Here is a 23503-nt window from a genome sequence, read left to right as displayed (position 1 = left end):
CAAACACTGAGCTCAATGATCTACCTCTGCCTCGGCGGATTACACCCTCAGCTACCCACGAGAACGTGAGGAGCCGCTCATATGTTCGAATTCCACGTGGCAACGCTAACCCCGCCCACCGACAAACCAGGCCTACTTGTGACTACTGAAACCAAAGAGACACAAGTGATTTCCCGAGCGCTATGGGGCTGTGAGCCCCTTGCGGGTGAAGGGTTCAGCTTCGCCACGGTCGACCGCCTCGTCGTGCTTGGCGGCCGCGCGATCGAGCAGCTCGATGAGCGCATCTTCGTCACGAACCAGCTGCCGGTACTTGGGGCCGAGCGCCAGGATCTGATCACGCTCGCGAAGGAGCGCCTTGAAGATGCGTTCGCGTTCCGCGGCGCTGCTTGTGTACTCGGAATCGAGATAGGCCCGAGCGTGCCGGCGAGCGTTGGCGATCGCAGTCTGGGCCGATCCCCTCTTACTGAACAGCGATGCGACGACGGTGACGACGAGCACTCCGATGATCACCGAGAGCGAGAGGCCGGTGCTGACCTCCACGACCGTGACAGGTTCTCCGTCGTTGATGAACGGCACGTTGTTCTCGTGCAGCGCATGCAGAATCAGCTTCACACCGATGAACGCCAGGATCGCCGCGAGGCCGTAGGAAAGGTAGACCAACCGGTCGAGCAGGCCGTCGATGAGGAAGTACAGCTGCCGAAGGCCCAGCAACGAGAACGCCGTCGCGGTGAAGACGATGTAGACGTTCTGGGTCAGACCGAAGATCGCCGGGATCGAGTCGAGAGCGAAAAGGATGTCGGTGCCGCCGATGGCAACCATGACCAGCAGCATCGGCGTCATCGCGCGTTTGCCGTCCACAGTCGTGAACAGCTTGTCGCCGTCGTAGTGCTCGGTGGTGTGAAAGAGCTTCCGCGCCAGCCGAATGATGAAGTTGTCGGCGGTCTCCGAGTCGCTGTTGTTCGGCGCCAGCATGTTGCCCGCGGTGATCAGAAGGATCAACCCGAACGCGTAGAAGACCCAGGCGAAGGTGTTGATCAGCGCAGCGCCGAGGAAGATGAAGCCGGTCCGCGCGATCAACGAGAACACGATGCCGAACAGCAGCACCTTCTGCTGGTCCTCGCGTGGCACGCGGAAGCTGCTGATGATGATCAAGAAGACGAAGAGGTTGTCGACCGACAGAGCTTTCTCGGTGATATATCCCGCGAAATACTCGCCACCGGGGTCGACGCCCCCGAAGATCAACACACCGATCCCGAACAGCACCGCGATCCCGACGTACAACGCCGACCAGATCGCCGCCTCCTTGAGGGTCGGGACGTGGGCCTTGCGTACATGGAAGAAGAAGTCGAACGCCAAGAGTCCGACGATGGCGACGATTGTCAACGCCCACACCCACCCGGGTACAACCATGCGTTACTCGCTATCCCTTACCGGAACCGACTGCCCCTAGTGGTGCCCGCAATGGCCGGTTCGAACCCTCGACCGGGCGAGCACCGCCCGGCCGACGCGACGAACCCCACACATTACGGTTGGTCGAGCACAGCTACCACGATAGACAGGGGAACGTCGGAGATGACGATTCTGGACCGCTTCCGACTCGACGACAAGGTCGTCGTCATCACCGGCGCATCGTCCGGGCTTGGAGTGTCGTTCGCCGAGGCGGTTGCACAAGCCGGTGCGGATGTGGTGCTGGCCGCCCGACGTGCCGAAAAGCTGGAAACCACAGCAGAACTCGTCAGGGCCGCCGACAGGCGCGCTCTCAACGTCCAGACCGACGTCGCCGACCCCGATCAGTGCACGGCGCTCGTCGAGGCGGCAATGCGGGAGTTCGGCCGCGTCGATGTGTTGGTGAACAACGCCGGAGTCGGCACCGCCGTGCCTGCCACTCGGGAAACGCCTGAAGAGTTCCGCAAGGTCGTCGATGTCAACCTCAACGGCTCGTACTGGGCCGCCCAAGCGTGTGGGCGGGTGATGCAGCCGGGTAGTTCGATCATCAACATCTCCAGCGTCTTGGGTCTGACCACCGCGGCGCTCCCCCAGGCCGCCTACAGCGCCAGCAAGGCCGCGATCGTCGGCCTCACCCGCGACCTCGCCCAACAGTGGGGCGAGCGCAAAGGAATCCGCGTCAACGCTCTCGCACCGGGCTTCTTCAAGTCCGAGATGACCGACGAGTACAAGCCGGGCTATCTGGACCGCACCCTGGCCGACCGCGTCGTGTTCAAGCGCTTGGGTGAGCCGCATGAGCTGTCGGCCGCCGTCGTCTGGCTCGCATCCGAGGCCGGTGGCTACGTCACCGGTCAGACCATCGTGGTGGACGGCGGCGTCACGATCACGTAGGCGTCGCGAAACCAGGTAGGCGTCCTGCAACGCTTCGCGTTCGCTTCGGTCACGAATCGCGTACAGGAGCGCCAGCCCCGCAGTGTCGGTGATTCCATTGACCCACAGCGGCTCGCGGATGACGGGCCGGAAGGTTGCTTATGGGTTCGCTCGGACTGCCGTTTTGGGTGGCTCTGCTGGTCGTGGTCGCGGCCCTGGGCGCCTTGTGCGGATTCGCCGCGTCGACGGCCATGCGGCGGAGCAAGCGACATACGCGGCGCATCCTTCTTCTGGGCGCTATGTGTGGATTCCTGGCCGGCGCGACCGTCTTAGGACGGCACCACGTCATCGCCGGAACCCGCGCCGTCCTTCGGCGCGCCTGGACCCAGTCGTTGACCCGACTTTGCCTTCCTTCGCCGCCGCCTCGACGGCGCCGGCTCCCGATAGGCCGCTAAGCCGCCTCGGCGTGTCGTCGCTTCCGCTCCCATGGCCACGTCATCAGTGCCCATGCGGCGACGATGATCGCCACTTCGACCGCCAGATACATCGGCCACGGCCCGAACACATCCAACAGCGACGCTGTCGGGGGCTTCCTGTTCAGATAGCCATAATTCGTGCCGACGATCGCGTTGAAGGTGAAGGTCGCCGCTGCCCAGATCAGGGTCACGACGATGGTGAAGCGGTAGCTGCGCCATCGCGGGCGATTCCCCCGTCCCCACGTGAGGTAGATGGCCGCCCAGACCGCGAAGACGTGAAGCACGAAGAACGTGAGAAACAGGTGATGCGGGAAATCCGGTGCGCCCTCGCGGGGAGTTCCCACGTCGGGCGTCAGCAACGCCTGCGAACTCAGGAGCAGACACCAGTAGTACGTCAGCGCGAAAGCCCAATGTCGTTGTGACCAAAGCGCATAGGCGGCCGTGAGTTCGGCGATGTCGCACAGTTGGATCGGTATGGACGTCTGGATGTCGGGTCGGATCACCTTGTAGACCAACGCCACCACGAACGCCGCGACGATCAGCAACGCGAATACGCGTGAGAACACCCGCGCCTGCGCTTCGGTCTGTCGACGGCCCAACCAGATCAGCAGTGCCGCGCCTACCGCGAAGATCGCGAGGACCACCAGGTGCGATGGCCCGTACGCCTCGAACTGTCTTTGCGCGTAGTACAACTCGGTCATTTCCTACTCGTTCAGCGGGGTTTGGGGGCCGGTTGCGTGTCGGTGTACAGGTCCAGCGCTCGGGCGGTCACCGTGGCGAGTTCTCCTTGTAGGTTCGAAAGCGGTCTGCTGCCGCGGATGTGGATGACGTTCGTCAGCAGGATCACATACGTGTCAGAAGCAGGATCTATCCACATCGACGTCCCGGTGAAACCCGTATGCCCGAAGCTGCCGACGGGAAAGAGCAGTCCGCGTGGTTTCGAATGGCCCGTGTCGATATCCCAACCGAGCCCGCGCAGGTTTTGACCCGGTATCCCCGGATAGTTCGGGGCAAGAAGCGGATTCGGGTTGGGTGCCGCGGCGATGGCCTCTCGGACCGCTTCGTTGGCCGCATCGACCTGTCCGGGCGAGTGCCCCGGTTGCTGGGGCGTCGTCATCAGCCGAAGAGTTTCCTGCGTCAACGGAAACGCACTGGGACGGCCCGCCAATCGGTCCAGCAGCGCCTGCGCGTAGAGGCCGATGTCACGTGCGGTCGAGAACACCCCGGCATGCCCGGCGACGCCACCCATGCGCCGTGCTGTCGGATCGTGGACCGTGCCTCGCAGCGGGAAGTCGAGATCGGGGTTGGCGCCCGGTTGGGCTCTGCCTTCCTCGTCGAGGGCGGTCGGCGCGATCCGGGCCAAAACGTCGGTGTTCCAGGCATCGTCGGGACAGCCGGTCGGCGCAGGCGGCTCCGATGTGGGTGCCCACGCGACCGCGGCCCCTCTGATCTTGTGCGGGCCGCACGTCTTGGCCGGAGGGAGGTAGCGGGTGTCCTCCATGCCGAGGGGCGCGAACACGTTCCGCTGGACGTAGACGTCTTCTGATTGGCCGGTGATCTGTTCGATCAGCGCCCCGAGCAGGATGAAGTTGATATCGGAGTAGCGGAACACTTCTCCTGGCTCGAATTGCAGTGGCGTGGCGAGCGCGCGGCGGATTCCTTCCCCGCTGTCGGGGGCGGCCAGGCCCCACGGATCCCGCAGGTCGATATCGCCTGCGATGCCCGAAGTGTGGGTGAGCAACATGCGCAGCGTCACCTGGGCCCGCTGCGGATCGCGCGCACTGTTGAAGGCAGGCAGATAGTTCTGCACCGGTTCGTCGAGTCCGACCTTGTTTTGTTCGTAGAGCTGCATGACGGCGGTCGCCGTAGCGAGGCTCTTGGTCAGGGACGCAACGTCGAAGATCGTGTCCTCGGTCATCGGCTCGGCAGGTGCCGGGGCACCGTCGAGCCCGGGTTCGCCCGACAGCTTCCGTGAGCCGTACGCGTGGTGGACGACGAGCTCGCCGCGGTGTCCGACCGCGACCACCGCGCCGGGCAATTCGTGGGCGGCAATCGCGGTGTTGATCAACTCGTCGACCGGCGCCAGCCCGGGCGCCGGGATGGTCGGGGTGGGCGTTGCGACCGACGGGGGCGGCGGTGTCGCCGGCGCACCGGAATCGGCCGGCGGATGATCGACCCCGCCACCGCACGCCGCAGACGCTGTCAGAGCGAGGACGATTGTGGCGATGGAAAGCCACCTCGCCAAGGACCGCTTGCCGTGCATGGCGAGTCGGTCTGCGGGCATGGCCACCCCGTCCGGTCGAAGGTGCGGGTGCGACGCCGCCGTGTCCAGCTGCGTATCGGTCATCAGCATAGGGCGGGGGCGTTTCGGTACCGAGGAATCAGGCACAGAGGAATCAATCGACCGGCACCCGTGCGTCGTCAATGTTGTTAGCATCGCGCCGTGCAGGACTCCCCGAGGTCACCCGGTCGTGGCGGAGGGAATTCTCCTTCCCGACGCGAACTCCTCAAGTATGCCGTCGCGGCGCCGCCGCTGTTCTTCCTCGGGGCAGCGGCAGCGACGATTTCGGGCCCGAGTGCGTCGGCGGCGCCGCTGCGTCTCGTCGACTTCGCGCACCGCAAGGTCCCGGCCGATCAGCTCAAGGCGGCGGGCTTCGACGGGGCGCTCGTTTACGTCTCCGAACTGCGGCCGGGCGCGGACTTCGACTTCAAACCGGTGACGCGCGAGTATGCCGACTCGCTGCGGGCCGAGGGGTTGCACGTCGTCAGCTGCTATCAGTACGGCAAGCCCGGCTGGCCCACGCCGTCCGATTACACACGCGGATACGACGGTGGTGTCGCGGACGCCCTGACCGCGCAGCGATTGCACAATGCCGCGGGCGGTCCTGATTCGGCACCCATCTTCTTCAGCGTTGACGAGGACATCGACGCTGAGACGTGGGAGAACGTCGCGCTCGAGTGGTACCGCGGAATCAATTCGGTGCTGGGGGTGGAACGCACGGGCCTCTACGGCCACGCGCGGGCGTGCTCGTGGGCGATCGGCGACGGCGTCGTCGGCCGCTCGACCAGCGACGGACATTGGTGGGTGTGGCAGACCAAGGCCTGGTCAGCTGGTGAGCGCGAGCCCCGGGCCGTGCTCTATCAGGCCGTGGTGATCGGCCCGTCCGAGCCCGGCGTGCCCATCGGAGACACCCACGTCGACGTCGACGAGGTCCTCGCACCCGACTTCGGCCAGTGGGATCTGGACCGAAGCTGACCGTGCCCGTTACCAGAGCGTTTCGCCGTCGTTGCGATGAAATCGGCGCGGGAGTGTTCGTCGCGAGACCGCATTTAATACTCTGCTGACATGCCGGAGCGCTCACCGGCCGGGGGGACGGTCATCAAGCTGATTTTGTGCTGCACGCTGGCCGGGGTGTTGGTGGCGGCGCTGATGTTCCCGTTCGCGGGCGGATTCGGCCTGTTGTCCAACCGAGCCTCCGACGTCGTCGCCAACGGGTCGGCGCAGCTGGTGGAGGAAGACGTCCCCCAGGTGACGACGATGGTCGACGCCGCAGGGAAGCCGATCGCCTGGCTCTACAGCCAGCGCCGGTTCGAGGTGAAGAGCGAGCAGATCGCCAACACCATGAAGCTGGCCATCGTCTCGATCGAGGACAAGCGGTTCGCCGAACACGCGGGCGTCGACTGGCAAGGCACGCTCACCGGCCTGTCGGGTTATCTGTCGGGCAACCTCGACACCCGCGGCGGTTCGACGATCGAGCAGCAGTACGTCAAGAACTTCCAGTTGCTGGTGACCGCGCAGACCAACGCCGAGAGGCGCGCCGCGGTCGAACTGACTCCGGCGCGCAAGCTCCGCGAGATGCGGATGGCGTTGACGCTGGACAAGACGTTCACCAAGGCGGAGATCCTCACGCGCTACCTGAACCTCGTGGGGTTCGGAAACGGGGCGTTCGGTGTTCAGGACGCCGCGCAGACCTACTTCGGGATCAACGCCTCGCGGTTGAACTGGCAGCAGGCGGCGCTGTTGGCCGGTTTGGTCCAGTCGCCCACCTCGCTGGATCCCTACGTCAACCCTCAGGGGGCCCTGCAGCGTCGGAACCTGGTGTTGGACACCATGATCGAACACCTCCCCCAGCACACCGACGAACTGCGAGCCGCCAAGTCCGCGCCGCTCGGTGTGCTGCCCCGCCCCAAAGAACTTCCGGGCGGATGCATCGCCGCCGGTGACCGCGGCTTTTTCTGCGAGTACGTGCTGGCCTATCTGGCCCATGCGGGAATCAACAAGGAACAGGTCGCCCGGGGCGGGTACCTGATCCGCACCACGCTCGACCCGACGGTCCAGTCGTCGGTGAAACGGGCGATCGACAAGGTCGCGAGCCCCACGCTGGACGGAATCGCCAGCGTGATGAGCGTCATCAGGCCGGGCAAGGACTCGCACCGGGTGCTCGCGATGGCCAGCAACCGGAATTACGGCTTGAACAAGGACGCCGGGCAGACGGTGCAGCCGCAACCGTTCTCACTCGTAGGCGACGGCGCAGGTTCGATCTTCAAGGTCTTCACCACGGCCGCGGCGCTCGAGATGGGCATGGGCATCAACGCCGAACTCGCCGTCCCCGGATCGTTCCAAGCCCGTGGACTCGGCAGCAGCGACACCCCCGGCTGCCCGAAAGAGACGTGGTGTGTGAGGAACGCCGGGAATTACCGCGGGTCGATGAACGTCACCGACGCGCTGGCCAGTTCTCCTAACACCGCGTTCGCCAAGCTCATCCAGCAGGTGGGCGTGCCTCGCGCAGTCGACATGGCCGTGCGGCTCGGGCTGCGCTCCTATGCCCTTCCGGGAACGGCGCGACCGTACGACCGGGGAAGCAATGAGAGCCTCGCCGAGTACATCAAGCGGCAGAACGCCGGATCGTTCACCCTGGGGCCGTTCCAGCTCAACGCCCTCGAGTTGTCGAATGTGGCCGCGACGTTGAGTTCCGGCGGCACGTGGTGTCCGCCCAACCCGATCGACAAGATCATCGACCGTCGTGGCAACGAGGTGACGTTCACCGCGGAGAAGTGCGACCAAGCGGTCCCGGAGGGGTTGGCGAACACGCTCGCGAACGCGCTGAGCAAGGACGACAAGGGGGGCGGTACGGCCGCGGGAGCCGCGGGTTCGGTGGGCTGGGATCTGCCGATGTCCGGTAAGACCGGCACAACCGAGTCACACCGGTCCTCCGGGTTCCTGGGATTCACCAACCAGCTCGCGGGTGCCGTCTACATCTTCGACGACTCCAACTCACCGTCGGGGATCTGCTCGTTCCCGCTTCGCAAGTGCTACAGCGGGGACCTGTACGGGGGTAACGAGCCGGCGCGCATCTGGTTCGAGGCGATGAAGCCGATCGCGACCGATCTCGGCGAGGTGCGTCTGCCGCCGACCGATCCCCGCTTCGTCGAGGGCGGTCCCGGCAGCGAGGTGCCGGACGTGACGGGCATGAATGTCGACCGGGCCCGGCAGCGACTGAAGGACGCCGGCTTCCAGGTGGCCGAGAAGACGACGCCGGTCAACAGCGGGGCCGCTTACGGTGCGGTGGTCGGGACCACGCCGAGTGGTCGAACCATCCCGGGGTCCATCGTCACGATCAACACCAGCACGGGGATCGCGCCGGCACCGCCGCCGCGTCGGGAGGAACCCCCGCCTCCGCCGGGTGTGCCGCCGCCACCGCCACCGCCACCCGATCCGATGGCGATGCCGATTCCCGGTCTGCCGTTCATTTTCGGGCCGCCACCGCCGCCACCGCCTCCCCCGCCTGCTTGAGGACGGGTGGGATCAGAGGCTTACCGGGAGCTACTCGGGTGTGAGTTGTTCGGAGTCGGCGAACAGCAGCGTGCCCTCGTCGAGCATCACTGCCCAGCGACGGGCGGGATCCGCGATGTGGTTGGAGCCGATATCGACGGCCACGGCGGTCATCTCACCGAAGTCTTCGACGATGACCCCACGTGCCTCTGCGTCCGTGTCCGGGTGGACGCGGACACGGATGTCCACGGCCAACTCCGAGTCGTGGCCTTGCTCCCGATCGTCGACGCTTTGATCAGCCACCGATACCCCCTGACGCCCGTCAAGAATTTGCGTGGAGGTCAGTGAACCACGATCGATCCCGGCCGAGCAGGGATTTCGGAGAAATCTTCTCTTTGCGGACAGCGGCGGTAGCTCGTCGGCTCCGGAGGTAGGGTCAGGCGCTCTCGTCGATCCACTCTTTAATGGAGCGAAGTGTGTCCGGGATCTGATCGATCATCTGACGGCCGTAGAGGTTCTCGAGTTTGCCCCCTACAAGGGGGACTTTGACTTGAACGGTTGCGCTGCACTCGAGGCGTTTCGCGTCGCGGGAAGGGGTAATCACAACGCGGCCGCGTCCTGAGCCTGGGGCTCCATGAGCCTTTACATGTATGTCTCCACGCACTGTCGCGTCATGATCGACGGCCCAGGTCTCGCTTTGGACGAGTTCCAAACCGCGCGGATACAGTTTCCCAAATGGAGGGGGCAGGACGACGTTTCGCAGGTCCTGAACCACTGTGGTGCGCACCGTGCCGCTTGCGTCAACGTCGAATGAGCGGAGTTCAACCACGTCCTTATGGGGCGCCAACCGTGCTTCCCAGTAGTCCCTCTGGCAATACACGGCGTGAATTTGCTCAATGCTGACCGGAGTTTCGACGGAGCAGTCGAAAGACTTTGGCATGTTCAGAAGGATATCGCTATGAACTTGGGCCGTCCGATCATTGCGGTGCCCCGGTGATCACGGTGAACAGGTCGGTGATTCGGACCTCGGCGACGAGCGCGACGTCGAATCCCGAGACGAGCGGCGTAGTGCTGCCCGGAGCAACGACATTCCAGGCGAGGTACACGAACCCCCGCGTGTGATGGACAAGCCCTGCCTTGACGAACGACAGCCCGGCCAACTGTCCGTCTTGCAGCGCTTGGGCTTTCGCATCGAGCGCATCGTGCCCGACCGATACGCCTTCGTTGTCGGCCCAACGAACATCCGGTGAATAGGTGTCCGCGATGGCCGCTCGGCGGCGATCGGCATCGCGCTCGTTGAAGACCCGCAGCAGGTTGCTTTCCATCAGGCGTTCGATGGACTCGGACATCGTGACTCCTCGGGTCGGGGCGACGGAGTTGAGGACAGGCGTCATTGATGACGCTGAATGGCGTCGCAGAAGTCGGCGATCAGCGCGGTGACCTCCGCGGCCTGTTCGACCTGCGGGAAGTGGCCAGAACCGGGCAACATCGCGGCGGTGGCTTGGGGCACATGAGCAAGCACCAGGTCGATCCAGGGTGCACTCTGTCCCGATTCGAGCGACACACGTTCGCGTGCCGCATCGAGGGTCGTGCATTGAATCGCCAGCAGCGGCACGCGGACAGACTCGAGTGCGCTCTCCACCTCGCGGGCGTCCCAACCGACCAGACTCGTCAGCAGCCTTCTTCCAATTGGCGCGGGAAAACGAACACCTCGGTCAATGATCCGCTTTGCCAGATCGGGGTCGCTCGATCCGAAGAACATCCCTTGGAAGAATCCCTGCATGAATCGGCCGTAGCCGTCGCCGGCGAGTTCGTCGGCCATGGCCTGCTCGGCGACGGCGGGATCACCGTCACCGATTCGGCTGCCGTCGACGAGTACGAGCCCGGCCACGGCGTCGGGCGCTACCCGGCACGCCTGAAGAGCGACGCGACATCCCATGCTGTGGCCCACGACGATCGCCGGCGGCAGCGACAACTCCGTCATGGCTCGGGCTACCGCGGCGCCGTACGCCTCGACTGTGCAGTCCTCTGGTGCGGCCGTGCTGGAACCGTGCCCCGGCAACTCACATACGACGACGGTGGTTCTTGTCTCGAACCAGTCGACCTGCGCCTGCCAGTCCGTACCGTCGCAAGCAAGCCCGTGCACGAAGACCAAGGGCGGCCCACCGGAGCCGGTTCGTGTCACTCGCATCCACGGAGCTCCTTCGCTTGAACGGAGGTATTGTCTTGTGGCCGACGGTATTTCACGACAGTCTTGGAGTTCGAGCACTATTGCGCTAGGTATCCCCCATCGACGGGCAACACCGCTCCGGTGATGAACGAGGCGTCGTCGGACGCGAGAAAGGCGATGGCGCTGGCGACTTCGGCCGGTTCGCCGATGCGGCCGATCGGGTGCATACGCTCGATCGCCGCCAGATACTCCGAGCCACCCGGCTCATCGGGAAGCTGCTTGACTCGCTCGGTTCGAATCGTCCCGGGCGCAACGGCATTGACTCTGATGCCGCGGTCGGCCCACTCGACCGCCAGGTGCTTGGTCATGCCGGTAGCGATGAACTTGGCGGGCCCGTAGGCGGCCTGTCGCTTCTGGCCTGCCAGTCCGGAGATCGAGGAGAGGCAGACGATGGCGCCGCCCCCTGTGGGCAACATCGCCTCGATCGCGAACTTGCACGTCAGGAACATTCCGCGGCCGTCGATGGCCATCACCTCGTCCCAATCGGCGGCGGAGACCTCCAGCGCATCGCCGAGCGGAATGATCCCGGCGTTGGCGACCAGCACGTCGAGCCGTCCGTAGCGGTCGGTCGCCGCTGTGATCATCCGCTGCGCATCGCCTTCGACCGAGACGTCCCCGACAACTGTGTCGACTTCCGTCCCGTCGTGCCGCAGTTCATCGGCCAGCGCGAGCAGCGGCTCGCTTTGTATGTCGGTGAGGACTAACCGGGCTCCTTCGCGCGCGAAGCGCACGGCCGTCGCCCGGCCGATCCCGAACGCCGCCCCAGTGATCACGGCGGACTTTCCGTGGAGACGCCCTAGTTCTGGGGTCACAGCTGGGCCGTCAGCTTGGTCGACAATGCTCCAGCCTCCTTTGTGCGCCGAAGTTGTCGACGCGGTAGATGCCAAGCTCGACCTGGCGGTCGTGCGATCTCGAAATGGAAATGTCTGGGAGAGATCGCGATCAGGGCAGTTCCTCGGTGTTGGACGCGCAAAGCTTATGTCCACGCACAGAGCTGCGGATTCGTTTTCGACCCCTGACGGCGTCAAGCGCAGTCATCGTCCGGGTGCTGACGCATGGGGAACTAAAAATCACGACCTCTGAAGGCGATCACCGAAACCGTGGCAGCGTCTTTCTACTGACCTCGGAACTGGCAGCGAATGTTCGAGCCATATCCCCCAATCAGTTGAACGTCTCTCCTCCACATCACGGGCCGATCAGCCGACGCGTCCAGGCTCGGACCATCAGTAACTTCATGACGGAGTCGTCACTGCATCACACTTAGAAAGGAAACATCCGATGACAGACGCCAATCCGGTACACGATCACTACACCGTTATCAGCCACGCCTGCGAGATCCACACTTTACGCGTCGTAATCGCCGGAGATCCCGCCGACGCAGCCGAGACTCATCGCGAGCATTTCCCTGGGGACGCCATCATCCGGGTCGAACAAGCAACCCCGTCGGTGCAGCTGACTGCCTAGCGGCAGTGAACTGCTTGCTTCGCTGAATTTCGCTTCGCGTCGCAGTCAGACCAGCGGGGCCGGGTCGAGCAAAGAAAAAGGGCCGCATTTCTGCGGCCCTTCTCTTGTGGAGCTGCCGGGAATCGAACCCGGGTCCTACGGCGTTCCCTCAAGGCTTCTCCGTGCGCAGTTCGCTATGCCTCTACTCGGATCTCCTGATCACGCGAACAAGTCAGGATGACGATCCCAGTCGCTGTTTGATGTCCCGATGAGTCCCGCGACCGAACTCACCGGTTTATCCCTCTAGCTGATGCCAGACACCGGGTCGAGGGCTCTCCCGGGCTGACAGACTAGCTGTCGCTTAGGCAGCGAGAGCGTAGTCGCGCTGATTGGAATCGGCGCTTAATTGGTTGCAACGACGCTTAACGGTGGTCTCTTGCCTGCACCGGCACGCTTCCCTTGATTCGACACTCGAAGTCGAAACCGTTCAGCCCCTGTGTAGTTGTCTAACAACGCGCCCGCCGATCTACGGCAGGACATTTCATCTTACGCGACCTACAACACCCCACACCACGTATTTATGCCCTCGGCCACCCGTTAACGCTGGTCAGATCACGTAGTTGAGGTGATCGACGACACGCCTGCCGACCTCCTCGTCACCGCCGAAGCCGATGTCGTCGGCATGCTCGGCCAACGCGACCCGCCCACCGGCCAATCGCGCGAACAGCAGCGCATCGAGCGTGATCGTCGCCGTCGGTTCCTCGTCGCCGAAGTCCTCGACGACCTTGCCCCGGCCCTCGACCGCGACGTCGATCGTCCTGCTGAGCGGTCCCGTCAGCACGATGGACACCCGAGACCCGTCGGGCGCCCCTCCCAGCTTGCCGACCACGAAGCCCATACTGGCCGCCATCTCGTCGAGCGCGAACACCGCGGGCGCGCCGGTCGGGTCGGACGCCGGCCGCCCCAGCGCATCACGGATGTCGTGCTCGTGCATCCAGCAGTCGAAGATCCGGACCCGCATGAACCGGCCGTAACTGTCCGGGCCGGCCGGCGTCGCGGTCACCTGGTTCCACTCGTCGTCGCCCATCGCGGTCAGCGCCGCACGACGCTCGGCGGTGACGGCCTGGAAACGGTCCCTCAACTCCGCGCCGCTGATCGTCCGCAACTCCAGCACCCACCGCTCGTTGAGCACACCGATGTCGTTGCGCACGTGCTCGAACACCGACACATCCACATCCGGCTGCGGCATGTCCATGCCCGCCAACATCGACTCCGTGCCGACCATGTGGGCCGTCACGTCGTGCACCGTCCAACCGGGCAGCGACGTCGCGGTCTGCCAGTCCGATTCGCCCAGGCCCGCCAACAGGTCACCGATCGTCTGCCATTCGGCGAACAAGGCATCCAGGACCGCAGTCTTGTCGAGCGTGGTGACCGGACGCAAGGGGCTGCTCACCGCCCGACCGTACCGCTCGTCACCGACGACCGTGCTAGGAACCCGCGACGCTACGGTGTGTCGGCGGCATGAGGTTCGGCGGCAGATCGGTGATCGCAGTGGGCGACCCGAACAGATACCCCTGAGCCAGCGAGCAGCCCGCGAGGAACACCATCTCGGCCTGCTCCACCGTCTCGATGCCCTCGGCGATCACTTCCAGGCCCAACGGATCGCACACCGCGATCACCGATCGGTACAGCGTGGCGGCCTGAGCGCGTTCGGGTCCGGCCAACAGGCTGCGGTCGAGCTTGACGATCTGGATGGGTAACGCGTGCAGATAAGTCAGCGAGTTGTACCCGGCACCGAAATCGTCCAGGGCCACCTTGACGCCAATAGCCCTGAGCCGCCGTATTTGTGCGGCTGTCTCGTCGAGATCGACGACCGGCACGGTCTCGGTGATCTCCAACGTCAGCCGGCTGGGTTCCATGCCGTAGCGCGCCAGCGTCCCGGCCACCACGTCGCGGAATCCGCCGTCGCGCAAGCGTCCCGCCCCGATGTTGACCTGCAAATCGATACCCGAACCGGCCGCGGCGACTTCCCGGCAACTCTGGTCGAGCACCATCGCGTCGAAGGCATCGCCGAGCCCCGCGGCCTCGGCGGCGGCCACGAACGTCTCGGGCGGTATCTGCGTGCCGTCGGGTGCGGTCCACCTCGCCAGCGCCTCGATGGCGACCGGAGCCTCCTCCGGTAGCCGAACGATGGGTTGATAGACGAGGCTGAACCCGGCCGGCGGATCGCCGTCGGCGTGACGTAACGCGGTGGGAAAGTCCACTGCCCGGCCGATCATCGACGGGTAGACGACGGCGATGTCTTTTCCTAGGCGTTTGCCCTCATACATCGAGTGGTCGGCCTTACGCAGCAGGTCGTCCGGGGTCTGGCTGTCGTCACCGGCATGCGGCCGCACCAGGCCCATACTCGCGCGGACCCGCACGCTCGAGCCGTGCACCGCGAACGGCTCCCGAAGCGCCGCCCGGACGCGGTCGGCGACGACTTCAGGTGCCGCCGCGTCGCTGTTGATCAGAATCGCGAACTCGTCACCGCCGATGCGTGCCAGGGTGTCGGTATCCCGCACACATCGACGGAGGCGTTCGCCCACGGCACGCAGCAGTTCGTCGCCGCCCGCGTGGCCGAACCGGTCATTGACGACCTTGAAGTCGTCGAGGTCGACGAAGATCAGCACGAAACCGCCTCTGGTTGCGGCTGTTTCGAGCTCCTTGCCGAACAACAGCCTGTTCGGCAGCCCGGTCAAGGCGTCGTGATGAACCTGGTGCGCGAGCCGGTGCTGGGCGTCGAACAGCCGCAGCGTCAACCTGTGCTGCGCGCGCATCGCGAAGACCTGGCGCGTGGCGACGAGCAGAACCATCACCACCGCTCCGACGACCAGCACGCCGTCGAGCTCTTTGCCGATCATCACGTGGTAGCCGTAAAGCATTGCGATTCCAGCGAATCCGGCGAACGGCAAGATCAACTGCACCCAGTCCATCACCCGATCGCTGCTTTGCGCGGCGGTTTCTGACTGCGGCGTCGGTGTGGCGAGCGCGTAGATCACCAGTATCAGCCCGATGATGAACGCGCCGCCGCCCCACAAATCACCGTTCTGCAAGGCCACAGTCCGGAAGTAGGCCACCATCCGGTCGGCGGACGCGAGCAACATGACACCGCCGGTCAACAGCAGGCAGTCCGCTCGATATGGCCGGCCTGGCCGATAGAGACTGGCGAAGAAGACCCCCGCCACCACCGCGCACAGCTGGAGCAGCGAATAGGTGACCAGGATGGGCGGATTGTCCGACCGGGGAAATGCCGCTGCGGCCAGTGCACCATATCCGGCCATGTAGGACAGCAGCGAAAACGAGATGGCCGCCACGATCGCGTCGAGCACGGAGGCGACAAGCGAGTACTGGCGCACCGGGTCGGGGGTGTTGGTGCGCCCGACGCCCACCCGCCCCAACACGACCACTGCCGAGAAGATGAGCACCGCGGGGAGCAGATACGCGACGATCTCCCTCCCACCGGCCACTCGACCGTCGTCTGCGCCTCCGCCCGTCCACCACAGCAGTTCACCGATGAGCCAGCTCAAGCACGAGGCCGCGATCAGGACCCGCCACCGTCGAGCTGTGCCGTCGACCTTCCGAGCAACCACGAAGCCGCGGACAACGATCACGGCGCCCAAGATCGCCTGCACCGCGATCATCCCCGCCTCGGCGCGGTCGTATCCCCATGGGGCCAGTGCATTCACCACGACTGAGAGAAGCAGGGCCACGACGACGCCGTAACGCCAACGATGACCCCTGAGCAACACGCCTTCCCCGCCTTTCCGTTCGTCATGATGCCTTATTCAACGAAATGCTTATGTCGGCTCGGCCCAAATACTCGCGTCTTTCAGCCTGCGGCTGATCATGGCCACCGCAGCCAGCGCCAACACCATGCCGAGCGCCTGCCAGCGTGTCACCCGCTCGCGCAGCACCACGATCGCGAGCAACACCGTCGCCGCCGGGTACAGCGACATCAGCACGCCCGCCAGCGACAGCAGCGCCGCCTGAAGTGCCAGCAGCATCGCGATGTTCGCGCCGACGTCGATGAATGCCGCGAGCACCGCCAACCGCAGCGGGGTTCCCGACGGCGGTCGCAGGTTGCGGCTCAGCAGTGCGATGAGGACCACCAGCGCCGTCGCCGACGCGCGGGCGAACACCAACGGCCACAACTTCGCGTCCACCGGCGCCTGATCGATCAGCACGAAATTCAACCCGAACGCCACGCCCGAGCCGACCGTCAACCACGCCACCGTCGGGGTGAACCTGTGCTCCGTGACGTCCTTGTCGGACGCCTCCCGGCTGACCAGCACCACCGCCACCAACGCCAGCGCCACGCCCACGCCGGCGATCAGCCCGGGCCGCTCCCCCAGCGCCAGCCCGACGCCCACCGGGATGCCCGCCACCAGGATCGCGGTCAGCGGAGACACCACCGATATCGGACCCGAACCCAACGCGGCGTAGAACCACCACACGCCGAACGCCTGCGCGACCCCGCACAACACGCCCTAGACCACTGCGCCCTGCGAGACGTCCCCGCCGATAGGAACCGCCAGTACCGCGAGCACCACCAACGCGATCGGATAGGAGACCAACACCACGCGCAACGCGGCGACGCGGCGCGAGGCCAGCCCGCCGACGAAGTCGCTGATCCCGTAGCCCAGCGCCGACGCCAGCGCGAGCGCGACTCCGATCAGGTCATGCCCTTGGCGCGGCGGCCCAGCTCGCGGGTGATCTCGCGTTGCGCGTCACGACGCGCCAGGTCCTGCCGCTTGTCGCGGGCCTCTTTACCGCGGGCGAGTGCCAGTTCCACCTTCACCTTCCCGTCGGTGAAGTACAGGGACAGCGGCACGAGCGTGAGGTTGCCGTCGCGGATGCGGCCGATCAGCTGATCGATCTGCTTGCGGTGCAACAACAGTTTCCGGTTGCGCCGCGGCACGTGATTGGTCCAGCTGCCGTGGTGATACTCGGGGATGTGCAGGTTGCGCAGCCACACCTCGCCGTCGTCGACGGTGGCGAAGGCGTCGGCCAGCGACGCCTGCCCGTCGCGCAGGCTCTTCACCTCCGTGCCGACGAGCTGGATCCCCGCCTCGAACGTCTCCAGGATCGAATAGTTGTGTCGTGCTTTGCGATTGGTCGCGACTACCTTGTTGTTACTGGACCGGGAGGGGTCGGCTTTCTTGGCGCCCTGTTTTGCCATGGCTACCTTCGTATGTAAAGCCGCAGTGTCACGTAGGCGGTGATACCCGACATCGCCAACCCCAAGAACAGCATCAGCGGAGCGCTGAAGTACAACACGTCGGCGTAGTCGACCTTGGCGATCAGGTTCGCCTGATAGAACTGGTTGAGCGCGTTCTCCAGGAACAGCGCCCGCACCACGATCAACCCGATGATCGCAATGACCACACCGATCAAGGCGGCAAGCATCGCCTCCACCAGGAACGGCAACTGGGTGTACCAGCGGCTGGCCCCGACCAGGCGCATGATGCCGATCTCCGTGCGTCTGGTGTACGCCGCGACTTGAACCATGTTGGCTATCAACAGGACCGCGCCGACCGCCTGAACCAACGCCACCGCGAACGCGGCGTTGCTGATGCCGTCGAGGACCGCGAACAGTCGGTCGATCAGCTCCTTCTGGTTGAGCACGTTGAGTACGCCGGGCTGGCCGACCATCGCCTCGTCGAATTCCTTGTGCTGCTCGGGGTCATCGAGTTTGACGATGAACGAGGCCGGAAACGCGTCACGGCCCGCGACGTCCTTGTATTGCGGGAACTTCGTGATCGCGTCCTCGTAGGCCTCATCGCGGTTGAGGAACCGCACCGAGCGCACGTCGTCGCGGTCCTCGATCTGCTGGCGCAGCGCCTTGCACGGGTCGGCGTCACACGATGGGTCGTTGGCCGAGACGTCGTTGGTCAAAAAGACCTGGCTTTCGACGCGGTCCAGGTAGATGTTGCGGGACTGATCGGCCAGCCGGACGACGAGCAGGCCGCCGCCGAACAGGCCGATCGAGATGGCGGTCGTCAGGATCATCGCCACGGTCATGGTGACGTTGCGACGAAATCCGGTGAGGACCTCGTTGATAAGGAAGCCGAAGCGCACTAGCGATCCATTCCGTAGACGCCGCGCTGCTCGTCGCGAATCAGCCGGCCGAGTTCGAGTTCGACGACCCGCTGGCGCATTGAGTCGACGATGTGGTGGTCGTGGGTGGCCATCAACACCGTGGTCCCGGTGCGGTTGATCCGCTCGAGCAGATCCATGATGTCCTTGCTGGTCTCCGGGTCCAGGTTGCCGGTGGGCTCGTCGGCGAGCAGCACCAGCGGCCGGTTGACGAATGCGCGGGCGATCGCGACGCGCTGCTGTTCGCCACCGGACAGTTCGGCGGGCAACCGGTTGGCCTTGCCCGACAGGCCGACCATCTCCAGCACGTCGGGCACCACCCGGTTGATGGTCTCGGCGCGCTTGCCGATGACCTCGAGGGCGAATGCGACGTTTTCGAAGACGGTCTTCTGTTGCAGCAGCCGGAAGTCTTGGAACACGCAGCCGATCACCTGACGCAGGCTGGGGATGTGGCGCCCGGGCAGCTTGTTGACGTGGAACTTCGACACCTGGATGTCGCCGTGGGTCGGAGTCTCCTCAGCCAGGAGCAGCCGCATGAACGTCGACTTGCCCGAGCCCGACGGTCCGATGAGGAAGACGAACTCACCCTTGTCGATCTTGACCGAGACGTTGTCGAGCGCGGGCCGCGCTGACGACTTGTACTGCTTGGTCACGTTGTTGAGGGTGATCATCACGGGTCGCCAGTGTAGCGGTGAAACAGTGCCGCCCTAGCTGGGCGGAGTCGCCGTCGGTGGCGGCAGCAGTTGCGGAACCGGGGGCACCAGCGGCGTATCCGTCGTTGTGGGCGGCCCCTCGGGCCCGATCAGCGGCGTTGTCGGCGTCGTCGGGCTGGTCGGTGTGGTCTCGGTCGGGCTCGTCGTGGTGGTCGTCGGCGGGGTGGTCGTGGTGGTCGTGGTCGTCGTCGTTGGCGGTTCGGTGGTCCGGCGCACGTTGGTGCGCGGCACCCACGTGTAGTTCGGGTCGGGCACGAACCCCGGGGGGACGACCGCAGGGGCGGGCGCGGCCGGTTCGGGCGGCTTGGGCTCGAACGTCTGGTTCACCCAGAACAGCGCCACGAACGCCGCGATGAGCACCACCGTCGACACCCGCATCCGGCCGAAACGGGCGCTCAGCCAGTTCCTCACTTCTTCTGCTCCGCGGAGCCCTGCGTCTCATTGCCGGCGCCGCCGTCTGTCGCCGGGTGGACGATGGCGCCCACCGTCGGTGTCACACTGTCGGTCGGCGACACGATCCCGGCGCGGCGTAGCTCGGCGACCACCAACACGCGAATGCGCCGGCCGACTTCGAACTGCTTACCGGGAAGTGTGCGCGCGACCATCCGCAGGTTCACCGTCTCGAGCCCGATGCTCTCGACACCCATCAGCTGGGGCGCGTCGAGCATGAGTGCGCTGAGTTGCGGATCGTCTGTTGCTTTGCGCGCGACGGTGTGCAGGAGCTCGTTGACCTCGTTGAGGTCGGACCCCGTCGGCACCGGAATGTCGATGACCGCGCGCGCCCAGTCCTTCGACAGGTTGAGCGATCGAACGATGTTGCCGTTGGGGATGGTGTACATCTCACCTTCGGCGGTGCGCAGTTTGGTGACCCGCAACGTCACCTCTTCGACCGTTCCGAGCGACTCCTCGGGTGCACCGACCATGCTGAGCTGCACCAGATCGCCGAAGCCGTACTGCTTTTCGGTGATGATGAAGAAACCTGCCAGCAGGTCCTGGACGACTTTCTGCGCACCGAAGCCCAGCGCGGCGCCCAGCACCGCGGCAGGCGCGACCAGCGACCCGATCGGGATCGCGAGCGTGTCGGTGATCTGCACTGCCACGATGATGAACAACAAGGCGACCGTGACCCACGAGATCACCGAAGCGACGGCCTGCCGGTGCTTGGCGCTCTCCGAACGCACCAGCTGATCGCTTTCCAGATATTCGGCGTCGATGCGGCTCACGATCCGCTGTGCCGCCCAGTTGATGAACCGCGCTGCGAGCAGTCCGCCGATCAACAGCAGTGCGATCGTCACACCGCGGTCGAGAATCCAGTTGCCGATGTTGCCCTTCCAGAACCCTCCCCAGCGCTCCCCCAGGGACAGTGCGATCAGACTGTTATCCATCGTCTTGACTCTTGCGCCAACGAATGCCCGCCTCGAGGAACCCGTCGAGGTCGCCGTCGAGCACCGCGGCGGGGTTGCCGACCTCGTACTCGGTGCGCAGATCCTTGACCATCTGGTAGGGGTGCAGCACGTAGGACCGCATCTGGTTGCCCCACGAGCTGCCACCGTCGCCCTTGAGGGCATCCATCTCGGCGCGCTCTTCTAAGCGCTTGCGTTCCAACAACTTTGCCTGCAAGACCCGCATCGCCGAAACCTTGTTCTGCAACTGCGACTTCTCGTTTTGACAGGTCACCACGATGCCTGTCGGGATGTGGGTCAGCCGGACCGCCGAGTCGGTGGTGTTGACCGACTGGCCACCGGGGCCGCTGGAGCGGTAGACATCAACGCGCACATCGCTTTCCGGGATGTCGATGTGGTCGGTGGTCTCCACCACCGGCAGCACTTCGACGTCGGCGAACGACGTCTGCCTGCGGCTCTGGTTGTCGAACGGGCTGATGCGCACGAGGCGATGGGTGCCCTGCTCGACCGACAGGGTGCCGTAGGCGAACGGTGCGTGCACCGCGAACGTCGCGCTCTTGATCCCCGCCTCTTCGGCGTAGGAGATGTCAAAGACTTCCACGGGATAGTCGTGCTGTTCGGCCCAGCGGATGTACATGCGCATCAGCATCTCGGCCCAGTCTGCGGCGTCCACCCCGCCGGCGCCCGAGCGGATCGTGACGACGGCCTCGCGCTCGTCGTACTCGCCGGACAGCAGGGTGCGCACCTCCATCGCCTCGATGTCCTCGCGCAGCTTGGCCCGCTCGGCGTCGGCCTCTGCGAGTTCCTCCTCGCTGCCGTCTTCGGCGGCCAGCTCGTACATCACCGGCAGGTCGTCGAGGCGCTGCCGGAGTTCCTCGACGCGCCGAAGCTCCCCCTGGGTGTGCGACAGCTCACTGGTGACCTTCTGAGCGCGCGTCTGGTCGTCCCACAGGTTCGGGTCGGAGGCCTCGTGCTCGAGCTTTTCGATGCGACCGCGGAGGCCTTCGACGTCGAGCACCCGCTCCACCGTGGTCAGGGTGGAGTCGAGGGCAGCGAGGTCGGCTTGACGGTCAGGATCCACGGGAGTTCAGGTTACCTGTGAGCCGACACGCGCCGGTTCTCGCGACTGGCGGCAACGAGGCCCGTCCGCGTTCTAGCATCGGATGCGTAACCAGCCGGCCCCGACGCGACAGCCCCTTGCGCGAGGCCGGGCAGCGAGAAGGAAGCTTCGACCAAAGGTGTCCATGCGCCCCTACCACGTGGCGATCGTCGGCTCAGGGCCTTCGGGTTACTTTGCCGCGGCGTCGTTACTCAAGTTCGCCGATTCCCAGGACGACGCCGACGTGCGCGTCGACATGCTCGAGATGTTGCCGACCCCGTGGGGGCTGGTGCGCTCGGGTGTGGCACCCGACCATCCGAAGATCAAGTCGATCAGCGCCCAGTTCGAAAAGACCGCGTTGGATCCGCGATTCCGCTTCTTCGGCAACGTCGCGGTCGGCGAGCACGTGCACCCCGCCGAGTTGTCCGAACAGTACGACGCGGTGATCTACGCCGTCGGCGCCCAATCCGACCGGGCGCTGGGGATCCCCGGTGAGGACCTGCCCGGCAGCGTCGCCGCCGTCGATTTCGTGGGCTGGTACAACGCCCACCCGCATTTCGAGGAGATCGCACCGGACATCTCCAGCGGTCGCGCCGTCGTGATCGGCAACGGCAACGTCGCTTTGGACGTGGCGCGGATTCTGGTCACCGATCCCGACGTGCTGGCCGCGACGGACATCGCCGACCACGCGCTGAAGTCACTGCACGACCGCGGGGTGGAGGAGGTCCTCGTCATCGGGAGACGGGGGCCGTTGCAGGCGCCGTTCACCACGTTGGAGCTGCGCGAACTCGGGCACCTCGAGGGGCTCGGCGACGTCGACGTCATCATCGATCCCGCCGACTTCGCCGACATCACCGACGACGACCTCGAAGCGGCGGGCAAGACCGTGCGCAACAACATCAAGGTGCTGCGCGGCTATGGGGAACAGACACCGAAGAACGCCAAGCGGCGCATCGTCTTCCGTTTCCGCACCTCCCCGATCGAGATCAAGGGGGACGGTCACGTCGAATCGATCGTGCTCGGCCGCAACGAGCTGGTCGAGGAGAACGGCCGCATCGTGGCCAAGGACACCGGTGAACGCGAGGAGGTGCCGGCCCAGCTCGTGGTGCGCGCGGTCGGCTATCGCGGGGTTCCGACGCCCGGCCTGCCGTTCGACGAGCGCAGCGGCACGATCCCGCACACCCACGGGCGCGTCGAAGGCAGCCGCAACGAGTACGTGGTCGGCTGGATCAAGCGGGGGCCGACGGGTGTCATCGGCAGCAACAAGAGCGATTCGCAGGAGACCGTGGACACGCTGATCGCCGACCTGTCGGCAGCGCAACTCGCCGACTTCGCCGAGGACCATTCGCGGCGGCTGGCCGAGTGGTTGGTCGAACGGCAGCCGAAGGTGATCACCGATGACCACTGGCGGCTGATCGACGAGTACGAGCGGTCAGCAGGCGAACCGCACGGGCGCCCGCGCGTGAAGCTGACCACCGTGGCCGCGATGTTGAGGATCGGGCACGGCTGAGCATCGGCTCGTCGTGCACCACGCTTGAAGCCTCAGGAGTAGGGCGGTGGTGGCGCCTCGGGCGGCGGGGCCTGCGGCGCGAATCGCCAGTTGTCCGGGTTCTTCGGCGAGTAGACGACGGGAAACAGTTGGCCCATCGTCGGCCAGTCGTCGACGTCGACCTCGAGCCGTTGGTAGACGACATGCTCGTTGACCGTGGGCCCGTTGATGACGCCGGTGATCGTGACGTACTGCGGCCCGATGACGTCGGTCGGCCGGGGGCTGACGCCGGTGACCAGCAGTTGACCCGACGGCCAGTCAGGCGGGGTGCCGCGACGGCGCATCAGCATCGGTCGGGCCAGCAGCACCAGCGCACCGACGATCAGCAGTATCACCGCGAATTCCCACATCCCGACATGGTAG

The 23503-nt window shown here is 65.3% G+C and carries 22 protein-coding genes, 1 other RNA gene and 2 pseudogenes; 6 read left to right on the top strand and 19 right to left on the bottom strand.

Annotated features, from left to right (window positions below; genetic code table 11):
• Positions 1-180: 180 nt before the first annotated feature.
• Entirely contained in the window at positions 181-1410 is a 1230-nt protein-coding gene (locus A5759_RS10485) for a TerC family protein (RefSeq protein ID WP_068197085.1), read from the bottom strand.
• A gap of 162 nt (positions 1411-1572) precedes the next feature.
• Between A5759_RS10485 and A5759_RS10480 the strand changes: the two genes are divergently transcribed.
• Positions 1573-2337 (top strand): SDR family NAD(P)-dependent oxidoreductase, encoded by a 765-nt coding sequence (locus A5759_RS10480; protein WP_068197082.1) that lies wholly within the window; start codon positions 1573-1575, stop codon positions 2335-2337.
• A gap of 430 nt (positions 2338-2767) precedes the next feature.
• Here A5759_RS10480 and A5759_RS10475 read toward each other — a convergent pair whose 3' ends face one another.
• Together A5759_RS10475 and A5759_RS10470 are read right to left on the bottom strand one after the other, a co-directional pair.
• Positions 2768-3493: a TIGR02206 family membrane protein gene (locus A5759_RS10475; RefSeq protein ID WP_068197079.1), complete on the bottom strand. Its 726-nt coding sequence runs from the start codon at positions 3491-3493 to the stop codon at positions 2768-2770.
• A gap of 11 nt (positions 3494-3504) precedes the next feature.
• Positions 3505-5055: a serine hydrolase gene (locus A5759_RS10470; protein WP_068197131.1), complete on the bottom strand. Its 1551-nt coding sequence runs from the start codon at positions 5053-5055 to the stop codon at positions 3505-3507.
• 180 nt (positions 5056-5235) lie between these two features.
• Between A5759_RS10470 and A5759_RS10465 the strand changes: the two genes are divergently transcribed.
• Complete coding sequence (locus A5759_RS10465) at positions 5236-6048, top strand: DUF1906 domain-containing protein (RefSeq protein ID WP_068197075.1); 813 nt, start codon at positions 5236-5238, stop codon at positions 6046-6048.
• 90 nt (positions 6049-6138) lie between these two features.
• Complete coding sequence (gene ponA2 / locus A5759_RS10460; protein ID WP_068197072.1) at positions 6139-8586, top strand: transglycosylase/D,D-transpeptidase PonA2; 2448 nt, start codon at positions 6139-6141, stop codon at positions 8584-8586.
• A gap of 30 nt (positions 8587-8616) precedes the next feature.
• Here ponA2 and A5759_RS10455 read toward each other — a convergent pair whose 3' ends face one another.
• The 5 genes from A5759_RS10455 to A5759_RS10435 all read right to left on the bottom strand — a co-directional run bounded on the left by A5759_RS10455 (position 8617) and on the right by A5759_RS10435 (position 11607).
• Positions 8617-8868, bottom strand: coding sequence for a hypothetical protein (locus A5759_RS10455; RefSeq protein WP_068197069.1), 252 nt, complete (start codon positions 8866-8868; stop codon positions 8617-8619).
• A gap of 133 nt (positions 8869-9001) precedes the next feature.
• Positions 9002-9505, bottom strand: coding sequence for a DUF2505 domain-containing protein (locus A5759_RS10450; protein WP_068197066.1), 504 nt, complete (start codon positions 9503-9505; stop codon positions 9002-9004).
• Positions 9506-9542: 37 nt separating this feature from the next.
• Positions 9543-9914 carry a hypothetical protein gene (locus tag A5759_RS10445; RefSeq protein WP_068197126.1) on the bottom strand — a complete coding sequence of 124 codons (372 nt, stop codon included), beginning with the start codon at positions 9912-9914 and terminating at the stop codon, positions 9543-9545.
• 41 nt (positions 9915-9955) lie between these two features.
• On the bottom strand, positions 9956-10756 hold the full coding sequence (locus A5759_RS10440; RefSeq protein ID WP_068197060.1) for an alpha/beta fold hydrolase: 801 nt from the start codon (positions 10754-10756) through the stop codon (positions 9956-9958).
• A 77-nt stretch (positions 10757-10833) separates the two neighbouring features.
• The gene (locus A5759_RS10435; protein WP_068197057.1) at positions 10834-11607 is read right to left on the bottom strand and encodes an SDR family NAD(P)-dependent oxidoreductase; all 774 of its coding nucleotides are present in this window, start codon (positions 11605-11607) and stop codon (positions 10834-10836) included.
• A 466-nt stretch (positions 11608-12073) separates the two neighbouring features.
• Between A5759_RS10435 and A5759_RS10430 the strand changes: the two genes are divergently transcribed.
• Complete coding sequence (locus A5759_RS10430) at positions 12074-12259, top strand: hypothetical protein (protein WP_064417181.1); 186 nt, start codon at positions 12074-12076, stop codon at positions 12257-12259.
• Between the two features lie 104 nt (positions 12260-12363).
• Here the strand turns inward: A5759_RS10430 and ssrA are convergent.
• From ssrA to A5759_RS10385, 9 genes and pseudogenes are all read right to left on the bottom strand, one after another.
• Positions 12364-12733: a transfer-messenger RNA gene (gene ssrA / locus A5759_RS10425) on the bottom strand.
• Positions 12734-12845: 112 nt separating this feature from the next.
• Positions 12846-13691 carry a maleylpyruvate isomerase family mycothiol-dependent enzyme gene (locus tag A5759_RS10420; RefSeq protein ID WP_068197054.1) on the bottom strand — a complete coding sequence of 282 codons (846 nt, stop codon included), beginning with the start codon at positions 13689-13691 and terminating at the stop codon, positions 12846-12848.
• Between the two features lie 34 nt (positions 13692-13725).
• On the bottom strand, positions 13726-15990 hold the full coding sequence (locus A5759_RS10415) for a bifunctional diguanylate cyclase/phosphodiesterase (RefSeq protein WP_231984606.1): 2265 nt from the start codon (positions 15988-15990) through the stop codon (positions 13726-13728).
• 87 nt (positions 15991-16077) lie between these two features.
• Positions 16078-16860, bottom strand: a pseudogene (locus A5759_RS10410) (EamA family transporter).
• A 92-nt stretch (positions 16861-16952) separates the two neighbouring features.
• Positions 16953-17459 (bottom strand): SsrA-binding protein SmpB, encoded by a 507-nt coding sequence (gene smpB, locus A5759_RS10405; RefSeq protein ID WP_064394403.1) that lies wholly within the window; start codon positions 17457-17459, stop codon positions 16953-16955.
• A gap of 2 nt (positions 17460-17461) precedes the next feature.
• Entirely contained in the window at positions 17462-18358 is an 897-nt protein-coding gene (gene ftsX / locus A5759_RS10400; protein WP_064394402.1) for a permease-like cell division protein FtsX, read from the bottom strand.
• A complete protein-coding gene (ftsE, locus tag A5759_RS10395) occupies positions 18358-19047 on the bottom strand; it encodes a cell division ATP-binding protein FtsE (protein ID WP_064346044.1) in 690 nt (229 codons plus the stop codon). The genes ftsX and ftsE overlap by 1 nt, the downstream gene beginning before the upstream one ends.
• Before the next feature lie 36 nt (positions 19048-19083).
• Positions 19084-19500, bottom strand: coding sequence for a hypothetical protein (locus tag A5759_RS10390; RefSeq protein ID WP_068197048.1), 417 nt, complete (start codon positions 19498-19500; stop codon positions 19084-19086).
• Positions 19497-20399: a mechanosensitive ion channel family protein gene (locus A5759_RS10385; protein ID WP_369816187.1), complete on the bottom strand. Its 903-nt coding sequence runs from the start codon at positions 20397-20399 to the stop codon at positions 19497-19499. The genes A5759_RS10390 and A5759_RS10385 overlap by 4 nt, the downstream gene beginning before the upstream one ends.
• On the opposite strand from A5759_RS10385, the pseudogene A5759_RS26565 reads away from it, so the two are divergent.
• Positions 20335-20487: pseudogene (locus A5759_RS26565) on the top strand (hypothetical protein); the annotation flags it as partial. The gene A5759_RS10385 and the pseudogene A5759_RS26565 sit on opposite strands and share 65 nt — an antisense overlap.
• Here A5759_RS26565 and prfB read toward each other — a convergent pair.
• Positions 20467-21573, bottom strand: a complete 1107-nt coding sequence (prfB, locus tag A5759_RS10380) for a peptide chain release factor 2 (RefSeq protein ID WP_066849904.1) — start codon at positions 21571-21573, stop codon at positions 20467-20469. The pseudogene A5759_RS26565 and the gene prfB sit on opposite strands and share 21 nt — an antisense overlap.
• A 163-nt stretch (positions 21574-21736) precedes the next feature.
• Here prfB and A5759_RS10375 point away from each other — a divergent pair, with 163 nt between their 5' ends.
• Positions 21737-23101, top strand: coding sequence for an FAD-dependent oxidoreductase (locus tag A5759_RS10375; protein WP_068197036.1), 1365 nt, complete (start codon positions 21737-21739; stop codon positions 23099-23101).
• 32 nt (positions 23102-23133) lie between these two features.
• Here A5759_RS10375 and A5759_RS10370 read toward each other — a convergent pair whose 3' ends face one another.
• The gene (locus A5759_RS10370) at positions 23134-23490 is read right to left on the bottom strand and encodes a hypothetical protein (protein ID WP_068197033.1); all 357 of its coding nucleotides are present in this window, start codon (positions 23488-23490) and stop codon (positions 23134-23136) included.
• Between the last annotated feature and the right edge of the window lie 13 nt (positions 23491-23503).

Source organism: Mycobacterium sp. 852014-52144_SCH5372336, assembly GCF_001665615.1.
GTDB classification, from domain to species: Bacteria; Actinomycetota; Actinomycetes; order Mycobacteriales; family Mycobacteriaceae; genus Mycobacterium; species Mycobacterium neumannii_A.
Note: the sequence above shows the minus strand (reverse complement) of the source record. Positions and strands in the feature narration are given on the sequence as shown.